Origin of the sequence: Chryseobacterium sp. SC28 (assembly GCF_003932955.1) — a bacterium.
Classification (GTDB): Bacteria; Bacteroidota; Bacteroidia; order Flavobacteriales; family Weeksellaceae; genus Epilithonimonas.
The window spans coordinates 91,237-112,176 of the sequence record NZ_QOVY01000007.1 but is presented as its reverse complement, the minus strand read 5'-3'; the positions used below and the strand labels follow the sequence as shown (position 1 = coordinate 112,176).

The window sequence follows — 20,940 nt, the reverse complement described above, 5'->3', positions numbered from 1 at the left end:
ACTAAATTTACAAATGCTTCCTGCTCAAGAATCACAGAATATTCTAATTCATAACACACTCAAGCAATTTTGGGGGTTCGACGAGTTTCGCGCTTCTCAGCAGCAGATTATTCTTTCCGTCATTAGCGGGAAAGACACCTTGGCACTTCTCCCTACCGGCGGAGGCAAATCGCTTTGTTACCAACTGCCGGCCATCATCTTGGAAGGGACTTGCCTCGTGATTTCGCCCTTGCTGGCATTAATGAGAGATCAATTGCTCTCCTTGCAAGCTCTTGGGATAGAAGCCGAGCTATTAAGCTCAGAGTTGGATGAATACGAAGAAGAAGCTGTTTACAATCGTTGCAAAGAAGGCTTGGCAAAAGTGCTTTTCGTCTCGCCGGAACGCTTGCAAAATCAATTATTTTTGAGATATATTCAGGAAATTAATATATCATTTATTGCGGTCGACGAGGCACACTGTATTTCGGAATGGGGTCAGGATTTCCGCCCCAGCTATCAGAACATCAAAAAGTTTCGGCAGGAATTCAAAAATGTTCCTTGTCTGGCTTTGACGGCAACTGCCACGGAGCAAGTGGTAAAGGAAATATCGACCAAATTGGGACTGCACCAACCCAGGGTTTTCAAACAAAGTTTCCGGCGCGAAAATCTCAATATCATTGTTGCCAATACATCGGACAAGTACGCACGCATCTTGGAGTTCCTCAGGCAAAATCAATCCTCCGGCATCGTCTATACCAGAACCCGAAAAGAGGCAGAAGAATTGACACATTATCTCAAAAGCAACAACTTCCTTAATGTAGATTTTTTTCACGCAGGAATGTCTGCAAAAGATAAAGAAAACCTCCAGAGCAAATGGATCCGCAGTCGATTTCACGTTTTGGTTTCTACCAATGCTTTCGGGATGGGCATAGACAAAGATAATGTGCGCTTCGTCATCCACTTTTCGCCACCGTCTACCTTAGAGAATTACTATCAGGAGATCGGCCGAGCAGGCCGAAATGGGGAAGAGGCAGTCGTGGTTCTGTTTTGGAATGAGCAGGAACTAACGACTATCGACGATATTCTCAAAAACCAAATCCCTACCAAAACCGAATATGATAAAATTCTGATGTATTTGTACTCCATTTTTCAGATTGGAGATTCAGATTGGCCGGAGCAGACTTTCCCATTGGATATTGGCAAAATCAAAAATCTGACGAAATCATCCACTGCGAAAATCAAAAATATTTTGACTTTCCTTCATAATCAGGAACTTGTTTTTTATAAAAATACTGTGTCTGCATCCACACTTCAAAGTTTCATCAATGCTGAAGATTTAGATCAGTTGCATCCGTCCGACGCATACTTTATGGAATTGCTATTCCGAAATCTTCCCGGACTGGCCATTCAGAAAGTGCATTTTAGCGATGCCACCTTCTGTAAAAAAAACGGATTCGATATGCTTCATTTCAAAGAACGGCTGAAACGGCTGCAGAAAGCGGGACATCTGGAATATCTCGATGGTCAAGCGCATACCATACGGTTTCTGAAACCACGGGACGACAGACGACTTTCCGGTGAATATTGGCCACTTTTCAATACCATCCAAAAGAATAAGTTGCGAAAATGGGAAGAGATTAAATTTTTTATCAAAGATTCCGATTTCTGCAAAATGAAATTGATTCTAAGTTATTTTGGGGAAAAAGAAACGGAAAACTGTGGAAAATGTTCTGTTTGCAGAGCGAAATCCTATACCAGAAGAACTTTATCGACAGAAATTATCGAGCAACTTGCCAAGGGACCGATGGGTTTGGCAGAAATTGCTGCCAACCTGAGTTTTCATTCGCGGGAAAATATTTCCGAAATGTTGATTTTCCTTCTGGATATCGGCAAAGTGAAAATGCTGAATTACAAAACCTATATGCTAAATCAATAGCTTGATTTCTTGGCAACAACTTAGGAGCTTTCCGGAATTCTTTTTATTTTGCGAGAGAAATGAAATCCCCCATTTGAGAATTTTCTACTGAAGACGCTCGCAAAAATTTAGACGTTAGTATTAAATTTAGACCTTATTATTTTGTAGTCTTTTTTGGACTCATCATCATAATCATCCTCTTGCCCTCGAGCTTAGGCAGCTGATCTACTTTGCCCACGTGCTCCAGATCCTGAGCCAATTTCAACAGGAGAATTTCCCCCTGATCTTTGAAAATAATCGATCGGCCTTTGAAGAAAACGTAAGTTTTTAGTTTATAACCTTCTTCCAAGAATTTCTCGGCATGTTTTTTCTTGAATTCGTAATCGTGATCGTCGGTTTGCGGACCGAAGCGGATCTCTTTTACCACAACTTTTACCTGCTTCGCTTTTAGTTCTTTGGTTTTTTTCTTTTGTTCGTACAAGAATTTTTTATAATCCAAGATACGGGTAATGTAAGGTTCCGCTTTGTCAGAAATAACGACGAGATCCAACTCCTGCTCCCGTGCCATTTCTAAAGCTTTGGACAGAGGATACACTCCCGGCTCTACGTTGTCGCCAACCAGACGTACCTCGTTTGCACGAATTTTTCCGTTGATCTGATGAAGGTCTTCTTGGACTTGACGTCGCATCGGACCTCTGCTGTTGTTTCTTTTAAGTGCTATGGTTTTAAATTTTTAAAAATTAATATGTTTCTTATCGATTGGTTGCCAGTTCCAACGCCGGCTTGGCTTGCTCTTTAAAATAAGTAATGAAGGCCTCGACCGTCATCTCTCCCAAATCGCCTTCGCCTCTTTTTCTTACAGAAATGGTGCCGTTCTTTTCCTCATTCTCACCCACAATTAGCATAAAGGGCAACTTCTTCAATTCGGCATCCCGGATTTTTTTCCCCGTTTTTTCGTTTCTGTCGTCTATCAGTCCGCAAATATCGTTAATTTCCAATGATTCTGAAATTTTTTTTGCATAATCTGAATATTTTTCGCTGATTGGCAGGATGATAAAAGGCTCGGGGCTGAGCCAAAGTGGGAAATCTCCCGCCGTATTTTCTATCAGGATCGCAATGAAACGTTCCATAGAACCAAACGGTGCTCTGTGGATCATCACCGGCCTGTGCTTTTCGTTATCATTACCGTTGTACCAAAGATCGAACCGTTCTGGCAAATTATAATCCACTTGGATGGTTCCCAATTGCCAGCTTCTTCCGATGGCATCTTTCACCATAAAGTCAAGTTTGGGACCATAGAAAGCCGCCTCGCCATATTCGGTTACGGTTTTCAGACCCTTCGCCTTGGCAGCGGTTACGATGGCGTTTTCTGCTTTTTCCCAATTGTCATCCGAGCCGATGTATTTTTCTCTGTTGTTTGGATCGCGCAGGGAGATTTGGGCTGTAAAATCGGCAAATCCAAGCGAGCCAAAAACGTACAATACCAAGTCGATCACCTTTTCGAATTCCTCCAATAATTGATCGGGCGTGCAAAAAAGGTGTGCGTCGTCTTGGGTAAAGCCTCGGACTCTGGTCAAGCCGTGCAATTCGCCGGACTGCTCGTATCTGTAAACTGTGCCAAACTCTGCATAGCGCTTCGGCAGATCTTTGTAAGACCATTGTTGGGCTTTGTAGATCTCGCAGTGGTGCGGGCAATTCATGGGTTTTAGCAAAAATTCTTCACCTTCATTAGGCGTTTTAATAGGCTGAAAGCTGTCGGCGCCATACTTGTCCCAATGCCCAGATGTGACATATAATTCTTTTGCTCCGATATGCGGAGTAATCACGAATTCGTAACCTTGTTTTTTCTGAGCTACGGTAAGAAAATTTTCCAATTTTTTTCGAAGTGCAGCCCCTTTCGGCAACCAAAGTGGAAGGCCGGCGCCTACTTTTTCCGAAAAGGCAAAAATTCCCAGTTCTTTTCCCAGTTTTCTATGATCTCGTCTTTTGGCTTCTTCCAGCCGTTCGAGATATTCGGCGAGTTCTTTTTGTTTGGGGAAAGAGATGCCGTAAACTCTCGTTAGCTGAGGATTTTTCTCGTCACCACGCCAGTACGCACCTGCAGCATTCAGGATTTTTACGGCTTTTACTATTCCGGTAGATGGGATGTGGCCGCCCCTGCAAAGATCGGTAAAGTTGTCGTGCGTTACGAAAGTGATCTCGCCATCTTTCAGATTTTCAATCAATTCTTTTTTAAAGGGATTGTCGGCATATTCTTTTAAGGCTTCGGCTTTAGAAACTTCGCGCAACTGGAAAGTAGAATTTTTTTTGGCATTTTCCAAGATTTTCTTTTCCAGTTTTTCAAAGTCATTTTCGGACAATGGTTTTTCGCCAAAATCTACGTCGTAATAGAAGCCGTTTTCGATGGGCGGGCCAATGGTCAATTTGGCGTCGGGATAGTACTCCATAATGGCCTGAGCCAGCAAGTGTGCAGAAGAATGCCAAAATGCTTTTTTACCCATATCGTCATTCCACGTCAAGAGTTGCAGGGTAGAATCCTCCGTTATCGGGGTATTTACTTCTGTTTGTTTTCCGTTGACAATGGCAGAAATGGTATTCCTGGCCAAGCCGTCACTGATGCTTAGGGCAACCTGCAGTGGCGTAACTGTGCCTTCGTATTCTCTGATGCTGCCGTCTGGAAGTGTAATTTTTGGCATAATGGGTAAAAAATTAGGTTTGCAAATTTACGAATTTTCAGCAACATTCCAACGGGGATCTTAGGTTTATGGTTATCCAAAAAAAATAAGAGCCGAATTATCAGCTCCTATAAAATTGGTGTGAGAAAATAATTTAACAAACCTCGGGTCAGTCTTTATTTCCTAAAGAATCCATCTCGTCCACCATGCCTTCCGTTCTGGCAGATGTAGAAACTTTTTTTCTGCCACCCGTGAAATACAAATCATTTTTCGCCTTGGCAATGATTCTTGCTTTCTTGGATTCAGAGATAGGATATTCGTGTTTGGTGTCAGGATATCTATCGGCCAGATAGCTCTTGGATTTTTCTTCCACATCGATGGCGCCACAATCATCTAAGATCGTTTTTGCGGCTTTGGCATCGTCTTCTGTTTCTGTGTAGACGGTAATCGTACGGTTGCCCTTGCTCGCATATTCATATCGGTCTTTTTCTACGGGGTCTTTATCGAAAAGCCAGTCGAAGAATCCTGCTTTTTTGTCGGTATCGATTTTTTCGGGACTTTCTTCTTCCGGGTCAGAGATAGTGTAGTCGTAGAGTCCGGCTTCTTCCAGCTTTGTGATCACGTCTTTATTTTCTGTTTCTTTTGGGAAAATCCCAACTATGGTGTAAGGCATAATTATTTTATTTAGGTTAAACATCTTTTCTATAACCAAACAAAAATGATGACACAAATGCAGGCCGCTTCAAATTTTAACAATATTTTAATATTTCCCGCGGTCAGACCTTGTAAATCTGATTAATTTCATCAAAAAAGCCCATCAATTGGATTGAAAGGCTCTCATTTTTAAAGTCGATTTTACAAGGATGCAATTTTGGAATTTATTTAAAATGGTTACCTGAATTTTGTAAAAACCAGTCCATCTATCTCATCGATAGCTCTTTTGCCGTGTAAATGATGTGGTTTTCTGTTGTTTATAAAAAAGAGATTGCTTCGCGCTTTGGCAATGATTTTTGCATTCTTACTTTGGGATATTGCAGAATTTAGAGGAGAGTCTGCAAAATTTTCAGTCATAAAGTCTTGGGTTTTTTCTTCTACGTTCACTGCGCCATTGCTGTCCAACAGATCTTTTACGATGTGTGCGTCCTGCTCTTTTTCCACATACACGGTGATTGTGTCGTGATCGATACTGGCATATTCGAAACGGGCTTTGTCGAGATGATTATCATTAAAAAGCCAACCCCAAAACCTTTTTTTCTTCTCAATGTCCACTTTTTGCGCAATCTCTTGGTGAGAATGAGAAATATTGTAGTCATTGTAACCGGCATTTTCTAATTTTAAAAGGACCTTCTCTGCATCCATCTGCTGGGGAAAAAGCCCTACAACAATATAAGACATAGCGGTAATGTTTGATGAAACGAAAATGAAATGAACACTTTTGGAAACAAAATTTGATATTTTGATTCTTAATATTGAATGTATATTAATTTTATCAAACAAACAAGCTTTTCTGTTTTTATTTGAAAGGCTTTGGGCTTTTTGTCGTCAAATTATTTTTTGGTATTGTCTGTTTTTCCGTCTTTATTAGCTTTAGAACTTTGGTCGATGTCCTTCTTGTCGATGTCCGGCGGATTCTGTTTGTCGGATGCGGCGGGAATATTTTTGAAATCTTCGGTCTGTTTTTTTTGTTCAGAAGCGTTATTTCTTTCGGGTTTTTTATTCGGAGTCATAATAATAATGGGTTTTTAAAGTTCGTTGGGCGGAAAAGTATTGGTTTTATCCTCAATAGAATAATGCAATGCCTTTGCCAAAACGAAAATATCGTTCAGATTATCTTTCAGTTGTTTTTTGCTCTGATCCTTTAAGCTGTTTTGATTGACGCTTTTGATCATATTTTTTTTCGCAGATTCCATGATTTTGTTGATATCGTTTTTGGAAAATCTATTGATGGCATAGTCGTCCATAAAATGAATTCTCACCTCGGGATAAATTTTAATTTCCGGCTCGGGCAGTTGCTCGATGATCAGTTTTTTATGGACGGTGTCCACCTCTATTTTCATTTGTTTCAGATCGTAGGAGACTTGTGCTTTTGCAGTAGTGTAAAGTACCATTTCGCGGGGAAGAATGTCGAATCCGGCGATATTTGCAGCCGAACTTTTATGCGTTTGGAAGCTCGAAAAATCCTGTTCCAATACCACCATTTTGTTCATTTTTCGGATTTGATTGGTGATGAGATAGTAATCCTGATTTATCAGCGCCGCCTCGTCTTTTTGGTGACAACTTCTCCACGAGAGAATGGCAAAAACGGTAAGAATGATTCCGAAAACAAAAGAAAGTAAGGCTGTATATTTGGTCATGTAAATGATTTTAAAAGTTCGGCTCTTTTGCAGAGGGATTTGGGATGAGGAGATAGTTATTTAAACAAACTCGAATTGTCTTTTTTCAAAATGTTAAGCAAATCTTTCTCCAAAAACCCGGTTTCCGGCATTTCGGTGATTCTCCCAATTTCTTTTCCATATTTTTTTACGATGATGGTCGGCACCTTGGAAATATTGTACAATCCTTCTTCGCCCGACGGCGATTCTTTTTTACGATTGACTGCTATGATTTGCATTCTCTCGGGATTATACTTTACATTCTCCAGAATTTTGATCAACCGGGGAAATTCCCGATGACTGTCTTCGCACCAAGTTCCTACAAAAACTACCAGGCCGTAGCTGTTGAGTTTTTCTTTTTTAAGCTCAGCCAACGTTGCTGGATCTATTTGATAGCGGTTGTACTCTTCGTCAAACCAAGTTTTGAAAGGCTCTTTTCTGAACTGATCCAAAGTTTGAGTTCCCAAAAGCATTTTGCCGTCGTTCTTAGATTCTACTTCTCGGTTTACGATGACGCGTTCTGCGCAAGAGCCGACCAGCATACAAGCGAGCAAACCCAATAGCATTGAGATTTTTTTCATCCTGAGATTTTTATTTTAAAAGTGAAGCCAAGTCGGCAACAGAGTAGTATTTGTTTTTCAAAACTTTGTGATCAGCCGCGCGGTGAACATTGTATTTATCGCCCGACTTTTCGTAATAGGCATCGGTTCCTTTGGCTTTGTAAAATTCAACGGTTTCTTGAGCTTGAGCTTCGCTGTCACAAGCTTTGGACATATTAGACCGCTGGACTTCATTAAACAATTCTACGAATTTCTCTCCCAAACCGAACTCCAAAACAGCACCGCTCAAAACATACTGAAGGTCGCAAAGTGCATCGGCAACTTCCGCCAAATCGTTGTCTTCAATCGCTTTTTTCAGTTCGTCCAATTCTTCTTGTAAAAGGCTAACTCTCAACTCAGCACGTTCTTTTGAAGGAATCTGAGGCGTGTCGAGAATTGGGGCGTTGAAAGTTCTGTGAAATTCGGCAACTTGGTTCAGGCTGTCTATCTTCTCCATAATTTTTTAAATTTTAACAAATATAATAATTGACAAATGATTTTGTACTTATGAATCCAAATGTTTCTGCGAAATATTATTGAGAATGGGCCGACTGGCGTAAATTTTGTAAATGTTTTACGAAAAACAACTTCAATATGGAAAATATGAATGACAATATGAGCTACGGGAAGCTTTTCAGCACCTTACTTATTTCATTTGTGATAATGTACTTCGTTATGTTTTTGAATATGGATGAAGTCGGGCATTATCACACAAGCATCACAAGAGTGTATATGAGTGTGCTGATGGTTGCGCCAATGGCAATTTTGATGATACTGATGATGCGAAAAATGTATCCCAATAATAAGCTGAATACCGCCATTATTCTCTCTGGAATTGTCCTTTTTGTCCTTGCATTTCTCGGCTTGCGGACTCAAACGCCCGTTGGCGACATCCAGTATATGAAAGCAATGATACCTCATCATTCCTCTGCGATAATGACGAGTAAAAATGCGAGCATCAAAGATCCCGAAGTGAGAAAACTGGCGGACAGCATTATAAAATCGCAAGAAGACGAAATCCGGCAGATGGAAAGTATGATAAAAAGATTGGAATAAATTAAGACCTCAACTATCTGTTAACCGCCAAGTTGCAAGAGTTTGGATATCAGATTTTACATCTCTGCGGTTCTTTTTGCAATTTAATTTAAGAAAAATTGGATTAATAGCCTAAGAAGTAATATCCCGACCAATCACCAATCTCTGGATTTCAGAAGTTCCTTCGCCAATCGTACACAATTTAGAATCTCTGTAGAATTTTTCTGCCGGAAAATCTTTGGTATAACCATAACCACCGAAAATCTGAACTGCATTATTGGAAATTCTGACACATGCCTCTGAAGCAAATAATTTGGCCATCGCTCCCTCTCGTGTCATTTTTTGCTTCGCATTTTTGAGGTCTGCAGCGCGCCGGATGAGTAATTCGGAGGCGTCAATCTCTGTCGCCATATCGGCCAGCATAAAATTAATTGCCTGAAAGTTTGAGATCGCTTTTCCGAATTGATGTCTTTCCTGAGCATATTTAAGAGCAGCTTTGTAGGCGCCCCGCGCAATTCCCAAACTAAGGGCAGCAATCGAAATACGACCGCCGTCAAGGATTTTCATCGCTTGTTTGAAGCCGCTCCCCACTTCGCCCAATCTGTGAGAATCCGGAACGCGAACGTTATCGAAAATCAATTCTGCCGTTTCCGAAGCGCGCATTCCCAATTTATTTAGCTTTTTACCGGAATCGAATCCCGGCATTCCTTTTTCCAAAACGAAGGCTGTTGAATTATTTTTGGTACCTTTTTCTCCGGTTCTCGTCATTACGACTGCGATGTCGCCGGAAATAGCGTGCGTGATGAAGTTTTTGGCTCCGTTGATAATCCATTCGTCGCCATCTTTCACCGCTGTTGTGGACATTCCGCCGGAGTCGGAACCTGTGTTGTGCTCCGTCAATCCCCACGCGCCAATTACTTTTCCGGAAGCGAGTTGCGGGATCCATTTTCGCCTTTGTTCTTCATTTCCGAATTCGTAAATGTGATTGGTACACAATGAATTGTGAGCGGCCAAGGACAGTCCGATAGACGGATCTACTTGAGAAATCTCGTCCAAAATGGTCACATATTCCTGATATCCAAGTCCAGAGCCGCCATATTCCTCAGGAATTACGATTCCCATAAAACCCAATTCTCCCATTTGGTGGAAAAGTTCTTTTGGGAAAGTCTGGCTCTCGTCCCAATCCATAATGTTGGGGCGGATATTTTTTTCAGCAAAGTCTTTTGCCGTTTCGGCTATCATTTTCAGATTGTCCATCGTTGCCGTTTCCATATTTTTATCTTTGTCATCAAATATAGAAAAAATTCGGTTAAGGATAAATTATTTTTAAAGATTGATTTTAATTCTTTATCGATCTATGTTTTCATTAATTTAGCCTAAAATTTTCCTGCCAAGAATTCAACAATTAAAACCCATTTATTCTTCTCATCGGTGTTTTTTGAAATAAAATGGCTGCAGACAATCATTTATAAAAGTTTGGAACAATGAAAGAAATATTAATCAATTTTGAGAATCTCGGCGATTATGAAGATTTTTATACAGAATTAAAGTCCAAATTAGAACTGCCGGAATATTTCGGCGACAATCTGGATGCCCTTTCGGATGTGATTTCGAGTGGTTTGGAGTTGCCGCTTCATCTTGAATTTGTGGATATGAGCGTGGACCAATTGGAAACTTTTGAAGATCTTTTGACGACTTTGGAAAATGTGGAAGATGAAGTAGAAGATTTTACCTTCAGTTATTTTCTGGAACAATATGAAGATGAAGAATAATCAGAAAGAACTTTGCAGAACATCACACTCTTGCGGAATGTATTCGCAATTAACCATGAACCATTAACAATGACCGATTTCGAAAAATATATCCAGCGTTATCTTGACCTTGTTCCATCAGAAAATTGGGTCGGGGAATTGAAAATTTCCGGTAAACAGACTTTGGAGATTTATGGAAAACTTTCCGAAGAACACGGCAACTTTGCTTACGCCGAAGGAAAATGGACTCTGAAAACGCTTTTGCAGCATTTGATTGATACAGAAAAAGTCTTTGCTTATCGCGCTTTGAGATTTTCCAGAAAAGACCAATCTTTGGTTTCAGGTTTTGATGAAGAAAGTTGGGCAGACAATTCTTACGCAGAAACCCGAACTTTAAAAAGTTTGATTAAGGAATTTAAACTAACGAGAAAGTTATCAATCAAATTCTTTAAAACACTTCCGGCAGAAGCTTTACAATTAATCGGAATCGTGAATGGAAATGAAATAAAAGTGGAGACGATTGGGAAGCTGACTGTTGGTCACAATCTTCATCATTTGAATATTATTAAGGAAAGATATTTGCCGAGTTTCTAATCTAACAATTTAAAAATTTACCAATTTACCAATTCTCTAATTGTTAAATTGATAGTTTGTTAAATTGGTACACTGGGTTTATTTCTTTCTGGTCAAATACTTTCTCCCCGGAATAAACAACAGCAAAGCCCCAATCACAAACATCGATAATCTGGAAAGGAAATCACCACTTCTGGTATAGAATGTTTCGTGGTCGATGAGGTTGACTTTCGCCACCAAAGCACCTTTTGCGCCGTAAGGCAATTCGTCCACAATATCGCCTCGGGAATTGATGTGCGCACTGGTTCCGCTATTCGCCGCTCTGGCAATTTCCCGTCGGGTTTCTATCGCTCGGAGTTTTGCGTAAACCAATAATTGCTTGTGTCCCTGCGAATAACCCCACCAAGAATCGTTGGTGACGATCGTCAGAAGATTGGCGCCTTTTTTAACATAATCGGTAACGTATTCGCCGTAAACGCTTTCGTAGCAGATGATGGGTGCAACCACAGATTTGTTGTAAGGATTGGCAAACACTTTTCGTTCTTTGGAAACGCCGAGTGAACGCGTAGTTCCGCCCAGATCCAGCATCACATCGCCCAATATGGGTTTCAAGAATTTAATATAAGGAAAAATCTCAACGCCCGGAACGAGCATCGCCTTGTGATAAATTTCCGGCTGCCGATTTGGGATAATTTGGACGGCAGAATTGTATTCATCAACCCAGATATTCTGGTTCTCGAGAAAACTGGCAGTGGCCGATTTTTCTTCATCATCCCGATAAACGTAATGACTGGAAATGCCGCCTACGTAAACCGATTTCGGATGTTGGGAAAGGAAAGTTTTTATATTGTTGAGGAGCAAACTATGGTTCAATCCCCGCTCACTGATAGAGCCCGGTCCGGGCAAAGACGTTTCCGGTGCGAGATAAAGATCGATGTTTTGATTTCCTGTTTTGTCTTTTAAAATAGAATTTTCAGCAGCCAATTTGAGCAAATCGCTTTCAATCGTCAAACTGTCTTTCTGATATTTCTCTGCGTATGGATCCAAAGCCGGCTGAAGCATTGTCACATTCAAAGTTCCGATGGTTTTTGGCGAATAATTGTAATATTTAATTAAAGAAATCAACATCGGCAAAAGGATGAAACCTGCCACCATCGATACATTTTGGATGAGCGGTTTTCTCTTTCGTCCCGCCTCCCAAATCCTCAAAGTATAAAATGCCAAAACGTTGCAAATCAAGATCCAGAAACTGCCGCCCGTGGCACCCAAAGTATCATACCATTGAATCAATTGATGATAATCGGCGAAAACATTTCCAAGATTCAGCCAAGGCCAAGTCAATTCCCAAACCAAATGCAATTTCTCAAAAGCCATCCAAATCACGACAAAAAACACCAATCCGAAATACGTCCCCTGACTTCTTTTGTAAATATGATAAAAGTGGAAAATGATCGACATAAAAAAGGCATTCGTCAAAACCGGAAAGAGAATCGCCAAGAGAGAATTGCTCCCGTCCGGAAGTTTGGAATTGTAAAGCCAACCTGTCGTAACAGCGTTCCAAACAACAAATGTAAGATATGACAAGCCAAATATCGCCAAGCTTTTCTTCTTAATATTACTGAATTTCTGAATATTGTGTTCCATCATTAGCAAAGGAACAAATGCAAAAAATATAAAAAACGGAATCCCGTAAGTCGGCCAGGAAATGGCAAGAAGCACTCCGGATATTAAAGCTAATAAGAGGTTTTTCATAATATTATTTTTTTAAACACAAAGTTCACGAGTTTCAGGCGTTAAAACTTTACAAAGATTTACTTTTGTAAGCGAAGCGGCTTCGTGAAACTTATGAAAATATAAAAAACTTTTGTGAGCTTTGTGTTCAATTTATTGTGTATTTATTTAAGAAAATCTTTTCTTCCTGATAAAATAAAATCCAGCACCCAAAATTCCCAAAATTCCTAATGGTAGAAGCAGATTGATCCATTGCCATTTCGAGCGTTCTTCGGCTACTCGTTCTCTGTCGAGCAATCTTATTTCGATCGTGCGGTTGCGAAGTTCCATCAGATTGCTGTCGTCCAAAAGATAGTCCAGAGCGTTTCTCAGGAATTGGGCGTTTCCGTAATGTTCTTTAGTAAGCAAATCTTCGCCCAAAGGCAAGGGTTGTCCTTTCCAGATTTGATTTCTTGCAATATCACCGTCGGCAATTACGAGCATTTTATTCTCCGGACTTTGAGCTTTGAAGCCGGGATAAGCATTTTTCTCGATTCTCGTCGCATAAGCCGAGGTAAACTTCCCTTCCAAAGCTACCGCGAAAATCTTCGGCGGCGTGGGCCGTTCCATTTCCCCGATGCTGTCTGCACGCACGATTTCGGACAAGGCAACATAATTTGGGACAGTTTTGCTGAGCGTTCTTTCACTGGATTCGAAAAGAACTTTTGTTTTGATATTTGGTCTTCCCAACGTATCAATCGAAGTTGGAAATTCGAATTTTACAGGATTGATGTTTTTCGTAATTGGATTCTTCGATTCGGCGATTCCCAATGGAAAATACGGCCAAAGAAAGCTGCTGTATTGCGGATTGCCGGCCACTTCACCCGAGACAATTCTGATCAATGCGGATTTTTTCAAATCCTTCACCAAAGCGGGATTGATCCTCAAACCGTAATTAAACATAAAATCCGTCAGATTAAGATCAATTGGAAAAGCCATTATTTTTTTAGCTTGGAAAAGCGTGTCCATTTCAGCATTTACAGCATCTATCATCCAAAGCGTTTTTCCACCGTTCATAATGTATTGGTCCAGAATTACTTTCTCATTATCCGTAAAAGCTTTTCTAGGTTTTGCTATGACGAGCGCATCCATTTGTTTCAATTTCGGAACATCGGCGAGAGAAAGTTCGGTTTTGTTTTCCGGAATGATGGGTCCGATGTTGTAATTTTCCATCGCCAAATCCAAAAATCCTCGAAATTCGTCGGGACTTAATTCCTGCTGATTGACCAAGAATCCAACATTTTTCGCTGTTTCTTCGGACAAACCTTTGATCGTGGAGGCAAAATTATATTCAAGACTTTCAATGGATTTGCTAAGCTGCGTGGCTGCATCTATTCCGGATTGCTGAACGATGAGCGGAACGGAGGTGCCGTAGCCATTATATTTGATTGCAGCGTACGGAAACATCACGATTTCTGAGACTTTTCCGTCTTTCATATCGGGCAGAATCGATGGTTGCATTCCCATTGCGGCCAAAGTATCTTGCGGTATTTTCTCGGCAATCGGATTGCGGAATTTGTAATCGATTTTGGGATTGATTTTCCGAAACTCGTCCAGCATAAATTTGGTTTCGTTCTGAAGTTGTTTGAAGGAAGCCGGGAAATCGCCGTCCAGATAAACCTCGATGGTCATTGGTTTGGATACATTTTTCAAGACCTTGATGGTGGCATCCGAAAGCGTATATCGTTTTTCCGCCGTCAAATCGAAACGTTTGTAAACCAATCCGCTCATCCCAATAATTAGCAGAATGCATATGATGATAACGGTGATTTTATTTTTTTTGTTCATTTTAATGAGTTGACAGTTGTTAGTTGTCTGTTGATGGATTTAATCTTTTTACTTTTTTCTTGTCTCTTTTCCTACTTCTTTTTCCAAACAAACCAACTCGCCAAGCCTAATCCCAAAAATATCACGAATAGAAAATAGGAAACGTCTCTGGTATCGATCTGTCCTCTTGTGAAAGCTAAAAAATGCTTGTAAAATCCGATATTTTGCAAAATATAATCTGCGCCACCAAGCAATTTGTAACTGGCCAATTGCTCGATCCCAAAATAGGCGATAAAACAAATGAAAACGCCCAAAAGATAAGCGCTGATTTGATTGGATGAAAGTGAAGATGCTAAAATCCCAACTGCCGAAAAAGCGCCAATCAAAATGATCAATCCGATGTAACTTCCGAAAGTCATACTTCCATCGATGTTGCCTTCCGGAACGCCCAAAACATACACCGTGTAATAATAAACCAGCGAAGGCAGAAGACACAAAATCCCAACCAGCCAGACGGAAAGGAATTTTCCGACGACGATTTCCGAGATCTTCACAGGTTGCGAAAACAGCCAAAACAAAGTTCCGGATTGCTGTTCCTCGGCCAAAGTTCTCATACTGATTGCAGGAATAATGAACATAAAAAGCCACGGCGCCAGGACGAAAAAACTTTGAAGCGAAGCACTTCCGATATCGAAAATATTAAAATCATTCTCGAAGAAGAAAAGGAATAGGGCGGAGATAACACTGAAAGCCGCGATGATGATCCACGCACTCCAGTTTCCGAAAAAATTCCAAAGTTCTTTTTTGAATATTGCAATCATAATTTTGTTGTCAGATGGTGGTTTTTGGGTTGATAGCTTTATTTCGTTCTCTTATTTTTGTTGACCATTTTAACAATGGCGGTAATTGAAAATATAACTCCGAAAAATCCCAAAAGCAGTTGCCACCAATATTCTATAACGAAATATTTCAAAATTACCGTAAAAACGACCGCAAATAAAATGAAAGTGGCAATCTCGTTGAACTGTCGGAGTTTGATATTGCTGGTTGGCAGCATCTGGCCATTAAGTTTTTTGAGTTCTTTCACTTTTTTCCAGCACCAGAAATGATAAATTCCCAATCCAACTAAAAAAGCGAGTTTGAGATGAAACCAAGGCGTTTTCATCAAGCCCAGATTTAAAAAAATCATCGTAAGTCCACTGAGCAACATCAGAACTCCGGCAGGAACCGTAATGATATTCCATAGTCGGATGGCCATAAATGTGTATTGATTTCGGAGAATTTGCTGCTTGATTTCGTCAAAATCATCAGTATCTTTATAATAAACGAAAATCCTCACCAAATAGAAAATTCCGGCGAAGTAGCTGACCATAAAAATAACGTGAATGGCTTTGATAACGGAATACAGCATTGCGTATTTTTTGCAAAGATACTTTTTCTTCGCAGAAGAGAAAACAAACAGATATGGGAAAAGTTTTGAATGTAAATGTGTTAAAATTGATTTTTTTTCCTAATTTTAAAATATAAAATGCTTATTTTGTACGAAATATGTTAAAGTTAATAATATGAAGAAAAGGTTACACTTATTATTGTTTTTAATTTTTGGGGTTTTGGGATCTGCTCAAGCCTTAAGACCAATCGCTCAGGAAATTAATGATTATCGGGCTCAGAACGTTGGCTTCACGCCGATAACGCTGTTCGATTTGGATCGCAGTGGCAAACAAGCGGCTTACCAACAAGCGGCCAGGGATGCAAGGGTACTGAAGTTGGATCGCGCGAAGCTTTCTACTGTTTTGGCAGAAAAACCTGAGGCTCTGGAACTGACTTTCCCTTTTGAGGACAGAGAATTAACGGTGGAAATGGTGAAAGTCGATATTTATTCCAACGATTTCAAAGTCGAGACCAGCAAATCGGAAATAAAAGACTATAAGAAAGGCGTTTTTTACCGCGGGATTATCAGAGGAGACAACAGTTCTGTTGTGGCATTCAGTTTCTTTGATGGCGATGTGGTCGGGGTTGCGTCTGCCCCCAATATCGGAAATGTGACTTTGGGAAAAGCAGTTGATTCCGAAGATTTTGTGGTCTATAATGATCAAAAATTGACGGGTAGCAATCCCTTTATCTGCGCGGTCGATGAAATGATGGAAAATCAAAAACAAAAATTTAACTTCCAACCATCGTCCAAAACACCGCAAGTAACCAATTCCTGCGTGCGGGTTTATTACGAAATATGTAACAAACCCTACAAGCAGAATGGATCTTCCGTTCAGGCCACGGTTGATTGGATTTCTGCAGTTCACAACAACATCAACACGCTTTATGTAAATGACGGCGTAAAAATGTCTTTGAAAACCGTTTACGTCTGGGAAACTGCGGATCCTTACACCGGAACGTACAGCCAAAATCTGGCAGCTTTCCGCGTCAATAGACCCACTTTTGACGGCGATCTCGCCCATTTGGTCAATTATCCGTCAACCACCAGTGTGGCTTATGTCAATTCTTTATGTGGAAGTTATAGATATGCCTATTCCGGAATTAATATGACATATAGCAATGTCCCTACTTATTCTTGGACGATTATGGCAATGACGCACGAGATGGGTCATGCGCTGGGTTCTCCCCACACGCATGCTTGTGCTTGGAACGGTAACTCGACACCGATAGACGGCTGCGGCGCTGTGGCGGGTTATCCGGAGGAAGGTTGTGATCTCGTGGGACCGATACCGAGCGCGGGCGGCACGATTATGAGTTACTGCCATTTAACTTCAGTTGGGATTAATTTATCCTTAGGCTTCGGAGCGCAACCGGGCGAATTGATTAGGCAGACCGTGGATTCCAAAGCTTGTCTGGGAACAGACTGTATTGCCCCGTGCGCCATTACAATATCTTCGGTAGCCATCAGTAATGTGACCCAAACGGGTGCCACCGCCAAGATCACAGATGCCGTTTCTACTGCTTGGAAGTACAGAGTTATAAAGATGGACGGAACGCTGGTCACGTCCGGCAATACAGAATCAAACGTGATAAATATTACAGGCCTTTCTCCCAATACATTCTATAAAGTGGAGGTAGGAACAGATTGCTCATTTGCCTACCAAAAAAGTCAAATTATCCTTACTGAAGATGAGTGGTGCGGAAAAACAGTTACCGATTCTGGTGGCGAAAATGCCAATTACACAGATGGCGAAAATTGGACCAAGACTTTTTATCCCGATAATTCCAACGAAAAACTCAAAATAACGTTTCAGGAATTTGATCTGGAAGAAGGATACGATTTTCTGACCATAAGAAATGGATTATCTGGTTCTCCGGTCTTTACAGGCGGTGTTAATTTGACGGGAACCACGATTCCTGCCACTTTCGAATCTACCCATCCTACAGGTGCTATTACCCTTACTTTCCGTTCCGATGCAGGTGTCACAGCCAAAGGCTTCAAAGCCAATCTTGGCTGCACCGTTTTAGCAGTTGAAGATGTGTCTAATTCCAAAGATTTATTGCTGTCTCCAAATCCTGTGAAGAACCAGTTTACCCTGCAGGGGATCTCAAAAATCAAGTCTTTGGAGATTTATGATATTTCCGGGAAACTGATAAAACAGTTTGATGCAGAGAGCCTATCCAAAAAAACTTTCGATGTGTCCCATCTAAAAACCGGAAATTACCTTGTAAAGATCAAAACGGCTAACAACAGCTTTAGCAAAACCATGATCAAAGAATAGAATTAAATCAACCAATACAAGTGAAACCGACAGAAATGTCGGTTTTTTTTTATTCAAATTCAACGTAGATTTTTTCGCCGGTGCTCATCCCGAAAAGGGTGGAAGCTCCGTTCAATACGCTGCCCTTGTAGATGGTGACTTCCAACAGATCCGCATCGTTAAAAATCATCGCAGATTTCCCGTGGAATTCTTGTTCGCGTTTCCAATCTACTACGATATCCGTATATTTATCCAATATTTTGGAAGAAACAATGTTGCGAAATTTTACGGTAAAATTTTCGGAAATCGAAGCATATTTTTCAAAAAATTTGCGGCTGATATTAGAAACTACGTTTCCGAAATTATCAATGTAGAGCACCTCACCCACGATCATTCTTTCGCTCTCATTATACACCGCTCTCGGGAACGACAGATCTTTCACCGCTTTGATTTTTCTGCCAATCACCTCGGGCAACCCACCTTTGTAAAGATGCATCGCTGCGGGAACGAAGATATCGGTCGCCGGAAAACGAACAGGGTCGTCGAAACGGTTGTTGAGCGTAATTTCATAAATGGCCTCCGGCTTTATGTCGAAAAACATTAGGTGGGTAATGCCGTTGTCTGCCGAAATAAAAAAATGACCGTCAATTTTGGCAATGATATTTTTCCTCGATGGGTGATAAAAACTATCCACTGCCACAATATGAATACTCCCCGGCGGGAAGAATTTATAAGCATTGCGTACCACGTAAGCGGTCTGCAGTAGGTTGTAAGCCATAATGTTATGCGTGATATCCACCACTTTCACCTCCTCGCTCCAACTTAGGATTTTACCTTTGATACTTGCCACGCGGTGATCCACAAGTCCGTAATCTGAAGTGAGGGTGATGACTGACATATTTTAGAAATTAATATTGCAAATTTAACATAAATCAATTTTTAAAAGACCAATATCATATCAAATCTATTCATATATTTGTTAGTCTAATCTTTCATCTTATTTATGTTCGAAATCAATTATGAACTTGAGGGTATCAACACCAAAACATTTTATGGTGTTCATAATCAGAATTTTAACCTTATAAAATCCAGTTTTCCAACGCTGAAAATCACAGGCAGAGACAATTTTGTTTTCGCGATGGGAAATAGAGAAACCTTGGATTTGCTGACCCAAAAGTTGGATGATGTCTCCGCATACATCTCCAAGCATAATTCTCTTGAAATAAAGCAACTGGAATCTCTCCTCAAACTAAAAGACGACTCCGAAAAACATCTGGTCTTCGATCAGGATATCATCGTAAAAGGTGTGAACGGAAAAGTAATCAAAGCGAAAACGACCAATCTTAAAAAACTGGTAAAAGTTTCGGAAAAGAAAGATATGGTCTTTGCTATCGGTCCTGCAGGAACCGGGAAAACCTACACCAGTGTTGCCTTGGCGGTAAGAGCACTTCGGGACAAAGAGGTCAAAAGAATCATCCTTACCAGGCCGGCCGTAGAAGCCGGCGAGAGCCTTGGATTCCTCCCCGGCGATCTGAAGGAGAAGCTGGATCCCTACATGCAACCGCTTTACGACGCCTTGCGAGATATGATACCGCACGAAAAATTGGAAGGCTATATGGAGAAAAGAATTATTGAGGTGGCACCTTTGGCCTTTATGCGCGGTAGAACGCTGGATGATGCTTTTGTGATCCTAGACGAAGCTCAGAACACGACTCATTCTCAAATGAAAATGTTCCTGACGCGGATGGGTATGAATGCCAAATTCATCATCACGGGAGACCCCAGCCAAATAGATCTGCCGAAAAATCAGCAGTCGGGTCTCAAAGAATCGATGACTATTTTGCGAGATGTTGAGGAAATCGGATTTGTCCATTTGACGGAGGAAGATGTGGTAAGGCATCCTGTCGTCAAAAAAATCATTATGGCCTACAACAGCATCGAGAACATATAAAAAATAATGTCTTTTTAGAACATTGATGGTCAAATTATGTAAGATTGATTTCAGATAATTTTTTTCTTTTTGCAATTCTTATAGGCTGGTGCCTTGAGGCCGTGGTTTATTAGAAATAATTTTATTTATTTGTTTATTTCTGAAATATTGTTAATTTTGCAATGATTTAAGTTTATTTAACATTTAATAACATTTTTAAAAGTCAAAATATCATGAAAAAAATTATGTTAGTTGGTGCAATTGCACTTTTTGGGGCGATGAATGCTCAGACAAAATTTGGTTTGAAAGCCGGAGGCAATCTTTCAAGCGTTTCGAATACAGAGGATAACGAGTCGAAATTTGGTTTCTATGGCGGTGCATTTGCAAATATGCCGCTTTCAGCAAGTTTCAATATCCAGCCGGAACTGATATACAGCGGTAAAGGCGTTTCCTTTGATGGGGCGGGAGATCCAAGGTTGAATCTGGATTATATTTCGGTACCTGTGTTTTTTCAGTACGAAGCAACGCCTCAATTTTATTTGGAAGCCGGTCCGGAATTCAGCTTCTTAATCAGTGCGAAAACAAAATATGACGGCGCATCCGTCGATGTGAAGGATTCTATAAACGGTTTTGATTTAGGAATTGGCCTGGGCGCCGGATACAATTTTACGGCAAGCTTTGGAGCGAATATCAGATATGTGGCGGGTGTCACAGACATTTTGAAAGACAACGAAGATGATGCCTATACCAATGGCGTTTTGCAGTTGGGGCTAACCTACACATTCCAAAAATAAATATGGTCTAAAACTTTAGTCAACTCCAGTGAGTGCTGGAGTTTTTTTATTTTACATTATTACTTACTGAAGTGCGCGGGAGAAA

At 40.6% G+C, this 20,940-nt stretch carries 21 protein-coding genes; 7 read left to right on the top strand and 14 right to left on the bottom strand.

What is annotated here, in order from left to right:
* Window positions 1-13 precede the first annotated feature (13 nt).
* Entirely contained in the window at window positions 14-1,915 is a 1,902-nt protein-coding gene (locus DTW91_RS06170) for an ATP-dependent DNA helicase RecQ (RefSeq protein ID WP_125202514.1), read from the top strand.
* Between the two features lie 136 nt (window positions 1,916-2,051).
* Here the strand turns inward: DTW91_RS06170 and infC are convergent, their stop codons facing one another.
* From infC to DTW91_RS06130, 8 genes are all read right to left on the bottom strand, one after another.
* The gene (infC, locus tag DTW91_RS06165; protein WP_125202513.1) at window positions 2,052-2,582 is read right to left on the bottom strand and encodes a translation initiation factor IF-3; all 531 of its coding nucleotides are present in this window, start codon (window positions 2,580-2,582) and stop codon (window positions 2,052-2,054) included.
* 64 nt (window positions 2,583-2,646) lie between these two features.
* Window positions 2,647-4,590, bottom strand: a complete 1,944-nt coding sequence (gene thrS / locus DTW91_RS06160) for a threonine--tRNA ligase (protein WP_125202512.1) — start codon at window positions 4,588-4,590, stop codon at window positions 2,647-2,649.
* A 148-nt stretch (window positions 4,591-4,738) separates the two neighbouring features.
* On the bottom strand, window positions 4,739-5,242 hold the full coding sequence (locus tag DTW91_RS06155; protein WP_125202511.1) for a hypothetical protein: 504 nt from the start codon (window positions 5,240-5,242) through the stop codon (window positions 4,739-4,741).
* Window positions 5,243-5,460: 218 nt separating this feature from the next.
* Window positions 5,461-5,964, bottom strand: a complete 504-nt coding sequence (locus DTW91_RS06150; protein WP_125202510.1) for a hypothetical protein — start codon at window positions 5,962-5,964, stop codon at window positions 5,461-5,463.
* A gap of 152 nt (window positions 5,965-6,116) precedes the next feature.
* Entirely contained in the window at window positions 6,117-6,296 is a 180-nt protein-coding gene (locus DTW91_RS06145; RefSeq protein WP_125202509.1) for a hypothetical protein, read from the bottom strand.
* A gap of 15 nt (window positions 6,297-6,311) precedes the next feature.
* Window positions 6,312-6,923, bottom strand: coding sequence for a DUF4230 domain-containing protein (locus DTW91_RS06140; protein WP_125202508.1), 612 nt, complete (start codon window positions 6,921-6,923; stop codon window positions 6,312-6,314).
* A gap of 56 nt (window positions 6,924-6,979) precedes the next feature.
* On the bottom strand, window positions 6,980-7,522 hold the full coding sequence (locus DTW91_RS06135; RefSeq protein ID WP_125202507.1) for a TlpA family protein disulfide reductase: 543 nt from the start codon (window positions 7,520-7,522) through the stop codon (window positions 6,980-6,982).
* Window positions 7,523-7,532: 10 nt separating this feature from the next.
* Entirely contained in the window at window positions 7,533-7,997 is a 465-nt protein-coding gene (locus DTW91_RS06130) for a nucleoside triphosphate pyrophosphohydrolase family protein (RefSeq protein ID WP_125202506.1), read from the bottom strand.
* Window positions 7,998-8,134: 137 nt separating this feature from the next.
* On the opposite strand from DTW91_RS06130, the gene DTW91_RS06125 reads away from it, so the two are divergent.
* The gene (locus tag DTW91_RS06125) at window positions 8,135-8,596 is read left to right on the top strand and encodes a DUF305 domain-containing protein (RefSeq protein WP_125202505.1); all 462 of its coding nucleotides are present in this window, start codon (window positions 8,135-8,137) and stop codon (window positions 8,594-8,596) included.
* Window positions 8,597-8,707: 111 nt separating this feature from the next.
* Here DTW91_RS06125 and DTW91_RS06120 read toward each other — a convergent pair whose 3' ends face one another.
* Window positions 8,708-9,847, bottom strand: coding sequence for an acyl-CoA dehydrogenase family protein (locus DTW91_RS06120; protein ID WP_228412671.1), 1,140 nt, complete (start codon window positions 9,845-9,847; stop codon window positions 8,708-8,710).
* 212 nt (window positions 9,848-10,059) lie between these two features.
* Between DTW91_RS06120 and DTW91_RS06115 the strand changes: the two genes are divergently transcribed.
* Both DTW91_RS06115 and DTW91_RS06110 read left to right on the top strand, forming a co-directional pair.
* A complete protein-coding gene (locus tag DTW91_RS06115; protein ID WP_125202504.1) occupies window positions 10,060-10,347 on the top strand; it encodes a barstar family protein in 288 nt (95 codons plus the stop codon).
* A 69-nt stretch (window positions 10,348-10,416) separates the two neighbouring features.
* A complete protein-coding gene (locus DTW91_RS06110) occupies window positions 10,417-10,920 on the top strand; it encodes a DinB family protein (protein ID WP_125202503.1) in 504 nt (167 codons plus the stop codon).
* Between the two features lie 78 nt (window positions 10,921-10,998).
* Here the strand turns inward: DTW91_RS06110 and lnt are convergent, their stop codons facing one another.
* From lnt to DTW91_RS06090, 4 genes are all read right to left on the bottom strand, one after another.
* Window positions 10,999-12,651 carry an apolipoprotein N-acyltransferase gene (gene lnt, locus DTW91_RS06105; protein WP_125202502.1) on the bottom strand — a complete coding sequence of 551 codons (1,653 nt, stop codon included), beginning with the start codon at window positions 12,649-12,651 and terminating at the stop codon, window positions 10,999-11,001.
* Window positions 12,652-12,798: 147 nt separating this feature from the next.
* Window positions 12,799-14,457, bottom strand: coding sequence for a gliding motility-associated ABC transporter substrate-binding protein GldG (gene gldG / locus DTW91_RS06100; RefSeq protein WP_228412670.1), 1,659 nt, complete (start codon window positions 14,455-14,457; stop codon window positions 12,799-12,801).
* Between the two features lie 71 nt (window positions 14,458-14,528).
* Complete coding sequence (locus DTW91_RS06095) at window positions 14,529-15,257, bottom strand: ABC transporter permease (RefSeq protein WP_125202500.1); 729 nt, start codon at window positions 15,255-15,257, stop codon at window positions 14,529-14,531.
* A gap of 38 nt (window positions 15,258-15,295) precedes the next feature.
* The gene (locus DTW91_RS06090; protein ID WP_125202499.1) at window positions 15,296-15,847 is read right to left on the bottom strand and encodes a CopD family protein; all 552 of its coding nucleotides are present in this window, start codon (window positions 15,845-15,847) and stop codon (window positions 15,296-15,298) included.
* Window positions 15,848-16,001: 154 nt separating this feature from the next.
* Here DTW91_RS06090 and DTW91_RS06085 point away from each other — a divergent pair, with 154 nt between their 5' ends.
* Window positions 16,002-18,152 carry a M12 family metallo-peptidase gene (locus tag DTW91_RS06085; protein WP_125202498.1) on the top strand — a complete coding sequence of 717 codons (2,151 nt, stop codon included), beginning with the start codon at window positions 16,002-16,004 and terminating at the stop codon, window positions 18,150-18,152.
* A gap of 49 nt (window positions 18,153-18,201) precedes the next feature.
* On the opposite strand, the gene DTW91_RS06080 is transcribed toward DTW91_RS06085, so the two are convergent.
* Window positions 18,202-19,029 (bottom strand): S-adenosyl-l-methionine hydroxide adenosyltransferase family protein, encoded by an 828-nt coding sequence (locus DTW91_RS06080; RefSeq protein ID WP_125202497.1) that lies wholly within the window; start codon window positions 19,027-19,029, stop codon window positions 18,202-18,204.
* A gap of 105 nt (window positions 19,030-19,134) precedes the next feature.
* Between DTW91_RS06080 and DTW91_RS06075 the strand changes: the two genes are divergently transcribed.
* Window positions 19,135-20,082, top strand: coding sequence for a PhoH family protein (locus tag DTW91_RS06075; RefSeq protein ID WP_125202496.1), 948 nt, complete (start codon window positions 19,135-19,137; stop codon window positions 20,080-20,082).
* A gap of 224 nt (window positions 20,083-20,306) precedes the next feature.
* On the top strand, window positions 20,307-20,855 hold the full coding sequence (locus DTW91_RS06070; protein ID WP_228412669.1) for a porin family protein: 549 nt from the start codon (window positions 20,307-20,309) through the stop codon (window positions 20,853-20,855).
* The last annotated feature ends 85 nt before the right edge of the window (window positions 20,856-20,940 follow it).

Excerpts from the sequence above, each read along its gene's own strand:
- DTW91_RS06170 (WP_125202514.1), top strand. The coding sequence starts at position 14 with ATGCTTCCTGCTCAAGAATCACAGAATATTCTAATTCATAACACACTC.
- infC (WP_125202513.1), bottom strand. The coding sequence starts at position 2,582 with ATGCGACGTCAAGTCCAAGAAGACCTTCATCAGATCAACGGAAAAATT.
- thrS (WP_125202512.1), bottom strand. The coding sequence starts at position 4,590 with ATGCCAAAAATTACACTTCCAGACGGCAGCATCAGAGAATACGAAGGC.
- DTW91_RS06155 (WP_125202511.1), bottom strand. The coding sequence starts at position 5,242 with ATGCCTTACACCATAGTTGGGATTTTCCCAAAAGAAACAGAAAATAAA.
- DTW91_RS06150 (WP_125202510.1), bottom strand. The coding sequence starts at position 5,964 with ATGTCTTATATTGTTGTAGGGCTTTTTCCCCAGCAGATGGATGCAGAG.
- DTW91_RS06145 (WP_125202509.1), bottom strand. The coding sequence starts at position 6,296 with ATGACTCCGAATAAAAAACCCGAAAGAAATAACGCTTCTGAACAAAAA.
- DTW91_RS06140 (WP_125202508.1), bottom strand. The coding sequence starts at position 6,923 with ATGACCAAATATACAGCCTTACTTTCTTTTGTTTTCGGAATCATTCTT.
- DTW91_RS06135 (WP_125202507.1), bottom strand. The coding sequence starts at position 7,522 with ATGAAAAAAATCTCAATGCTATTGGGTTTGCTCGCTTGTATGCTGGTC.
- DTW91_RS06130 (WP_125202506.1), bottom strand. The coding sequence starts at position 7,997 with ATGGAGAAGATAGACAGCCTGAACCAAGTTGCCGAATTTCACAGAACT.
- DTW91_RS06125 (WP_125202505.1), top strand. The coding sequence starts at position 8,135 with ATGGAAAATATGAATGACAATATGAGCTACGGGAAGCTTTTCAGCACC.
- DTW91_RS06120 (WP_228412671.1), bottom strand. The coding sequence starts at position 9,847 with ATGGAAACGGCAACGATGGACAATCTGAAAATGATAGCCGAAACGGCA.
- DTW91_RS06115 (WP_125202504.1), top strand. The coding sequence starts at position 10,060 with ATGAAAGAAATATTAATCAATTTTGAGAATCTCGGCGATTATGAAGAT.
- DTW91_RS06110 (WP_125202503.1), top strand. The coding sequence starts at position 10,417 with ATGACCGATTTCGAAAAATATATCCAGCGTTATCTTGACCTTGTTCCA.
- lnt (WP_125202502.1), bottom strand. The coding sequence starts at position 12,651 with ATGAAAAACCTCTTATTAGCTTTAATATCCGGAGTGCTTCTTGCCATT.
- gldG (WP_228412670.1), bottom strand. The coding sequence starts at position 14,457 with ATGAACAAAAAAAATAAAATCACCGTTATCATCATATGCATTCTGCTA.
- DTW91_RS06095 (WP_125202500.1), bottom strand. The coding sequence starts at position 15,257 with ATGATTGCAATATTCAAAAAAGAACTTTGGAATTTTTTCGGAAACTGG.
- DTW91_RS06090 (WP_125202499.1), bottom strand. The coding sequence starts at position 15,847 with ATGCTGTATTCCGTTATCAAAGCCATTCACGTTATTTTTATGGTCAGC.
- DTW91_RS06085 (WP_125202498.1), top strand. The coding sequence starts at position 16,002 with ATGAAGAAAAGGTTACACTTATTATTGTTTTTAATTTTTGGGGTTTTG.
- DTW91_RS06080 (WP_125202497.1), bottom strand. The coding sequence starts at position 19,029 with ATGTCAGTCATCACCCTCACTTCAGATTACGGACTTGTGGATCACCGC.
- DTW91_RS06075 (WP_125202496.1), top strand. The coding sequence starts at position 19,135 with ATGTTCGAAATCAATTATGAACTTGAGGGTATCAACACCAAAACATTT.
- DTW91_RS06070 (WP_228412669.1), top strand. The coding sequence starts at position 20,307 with ATGTTAGTTGGTGCAATTGCACTTTTTGGGGCGATGAATGCTCAGACA.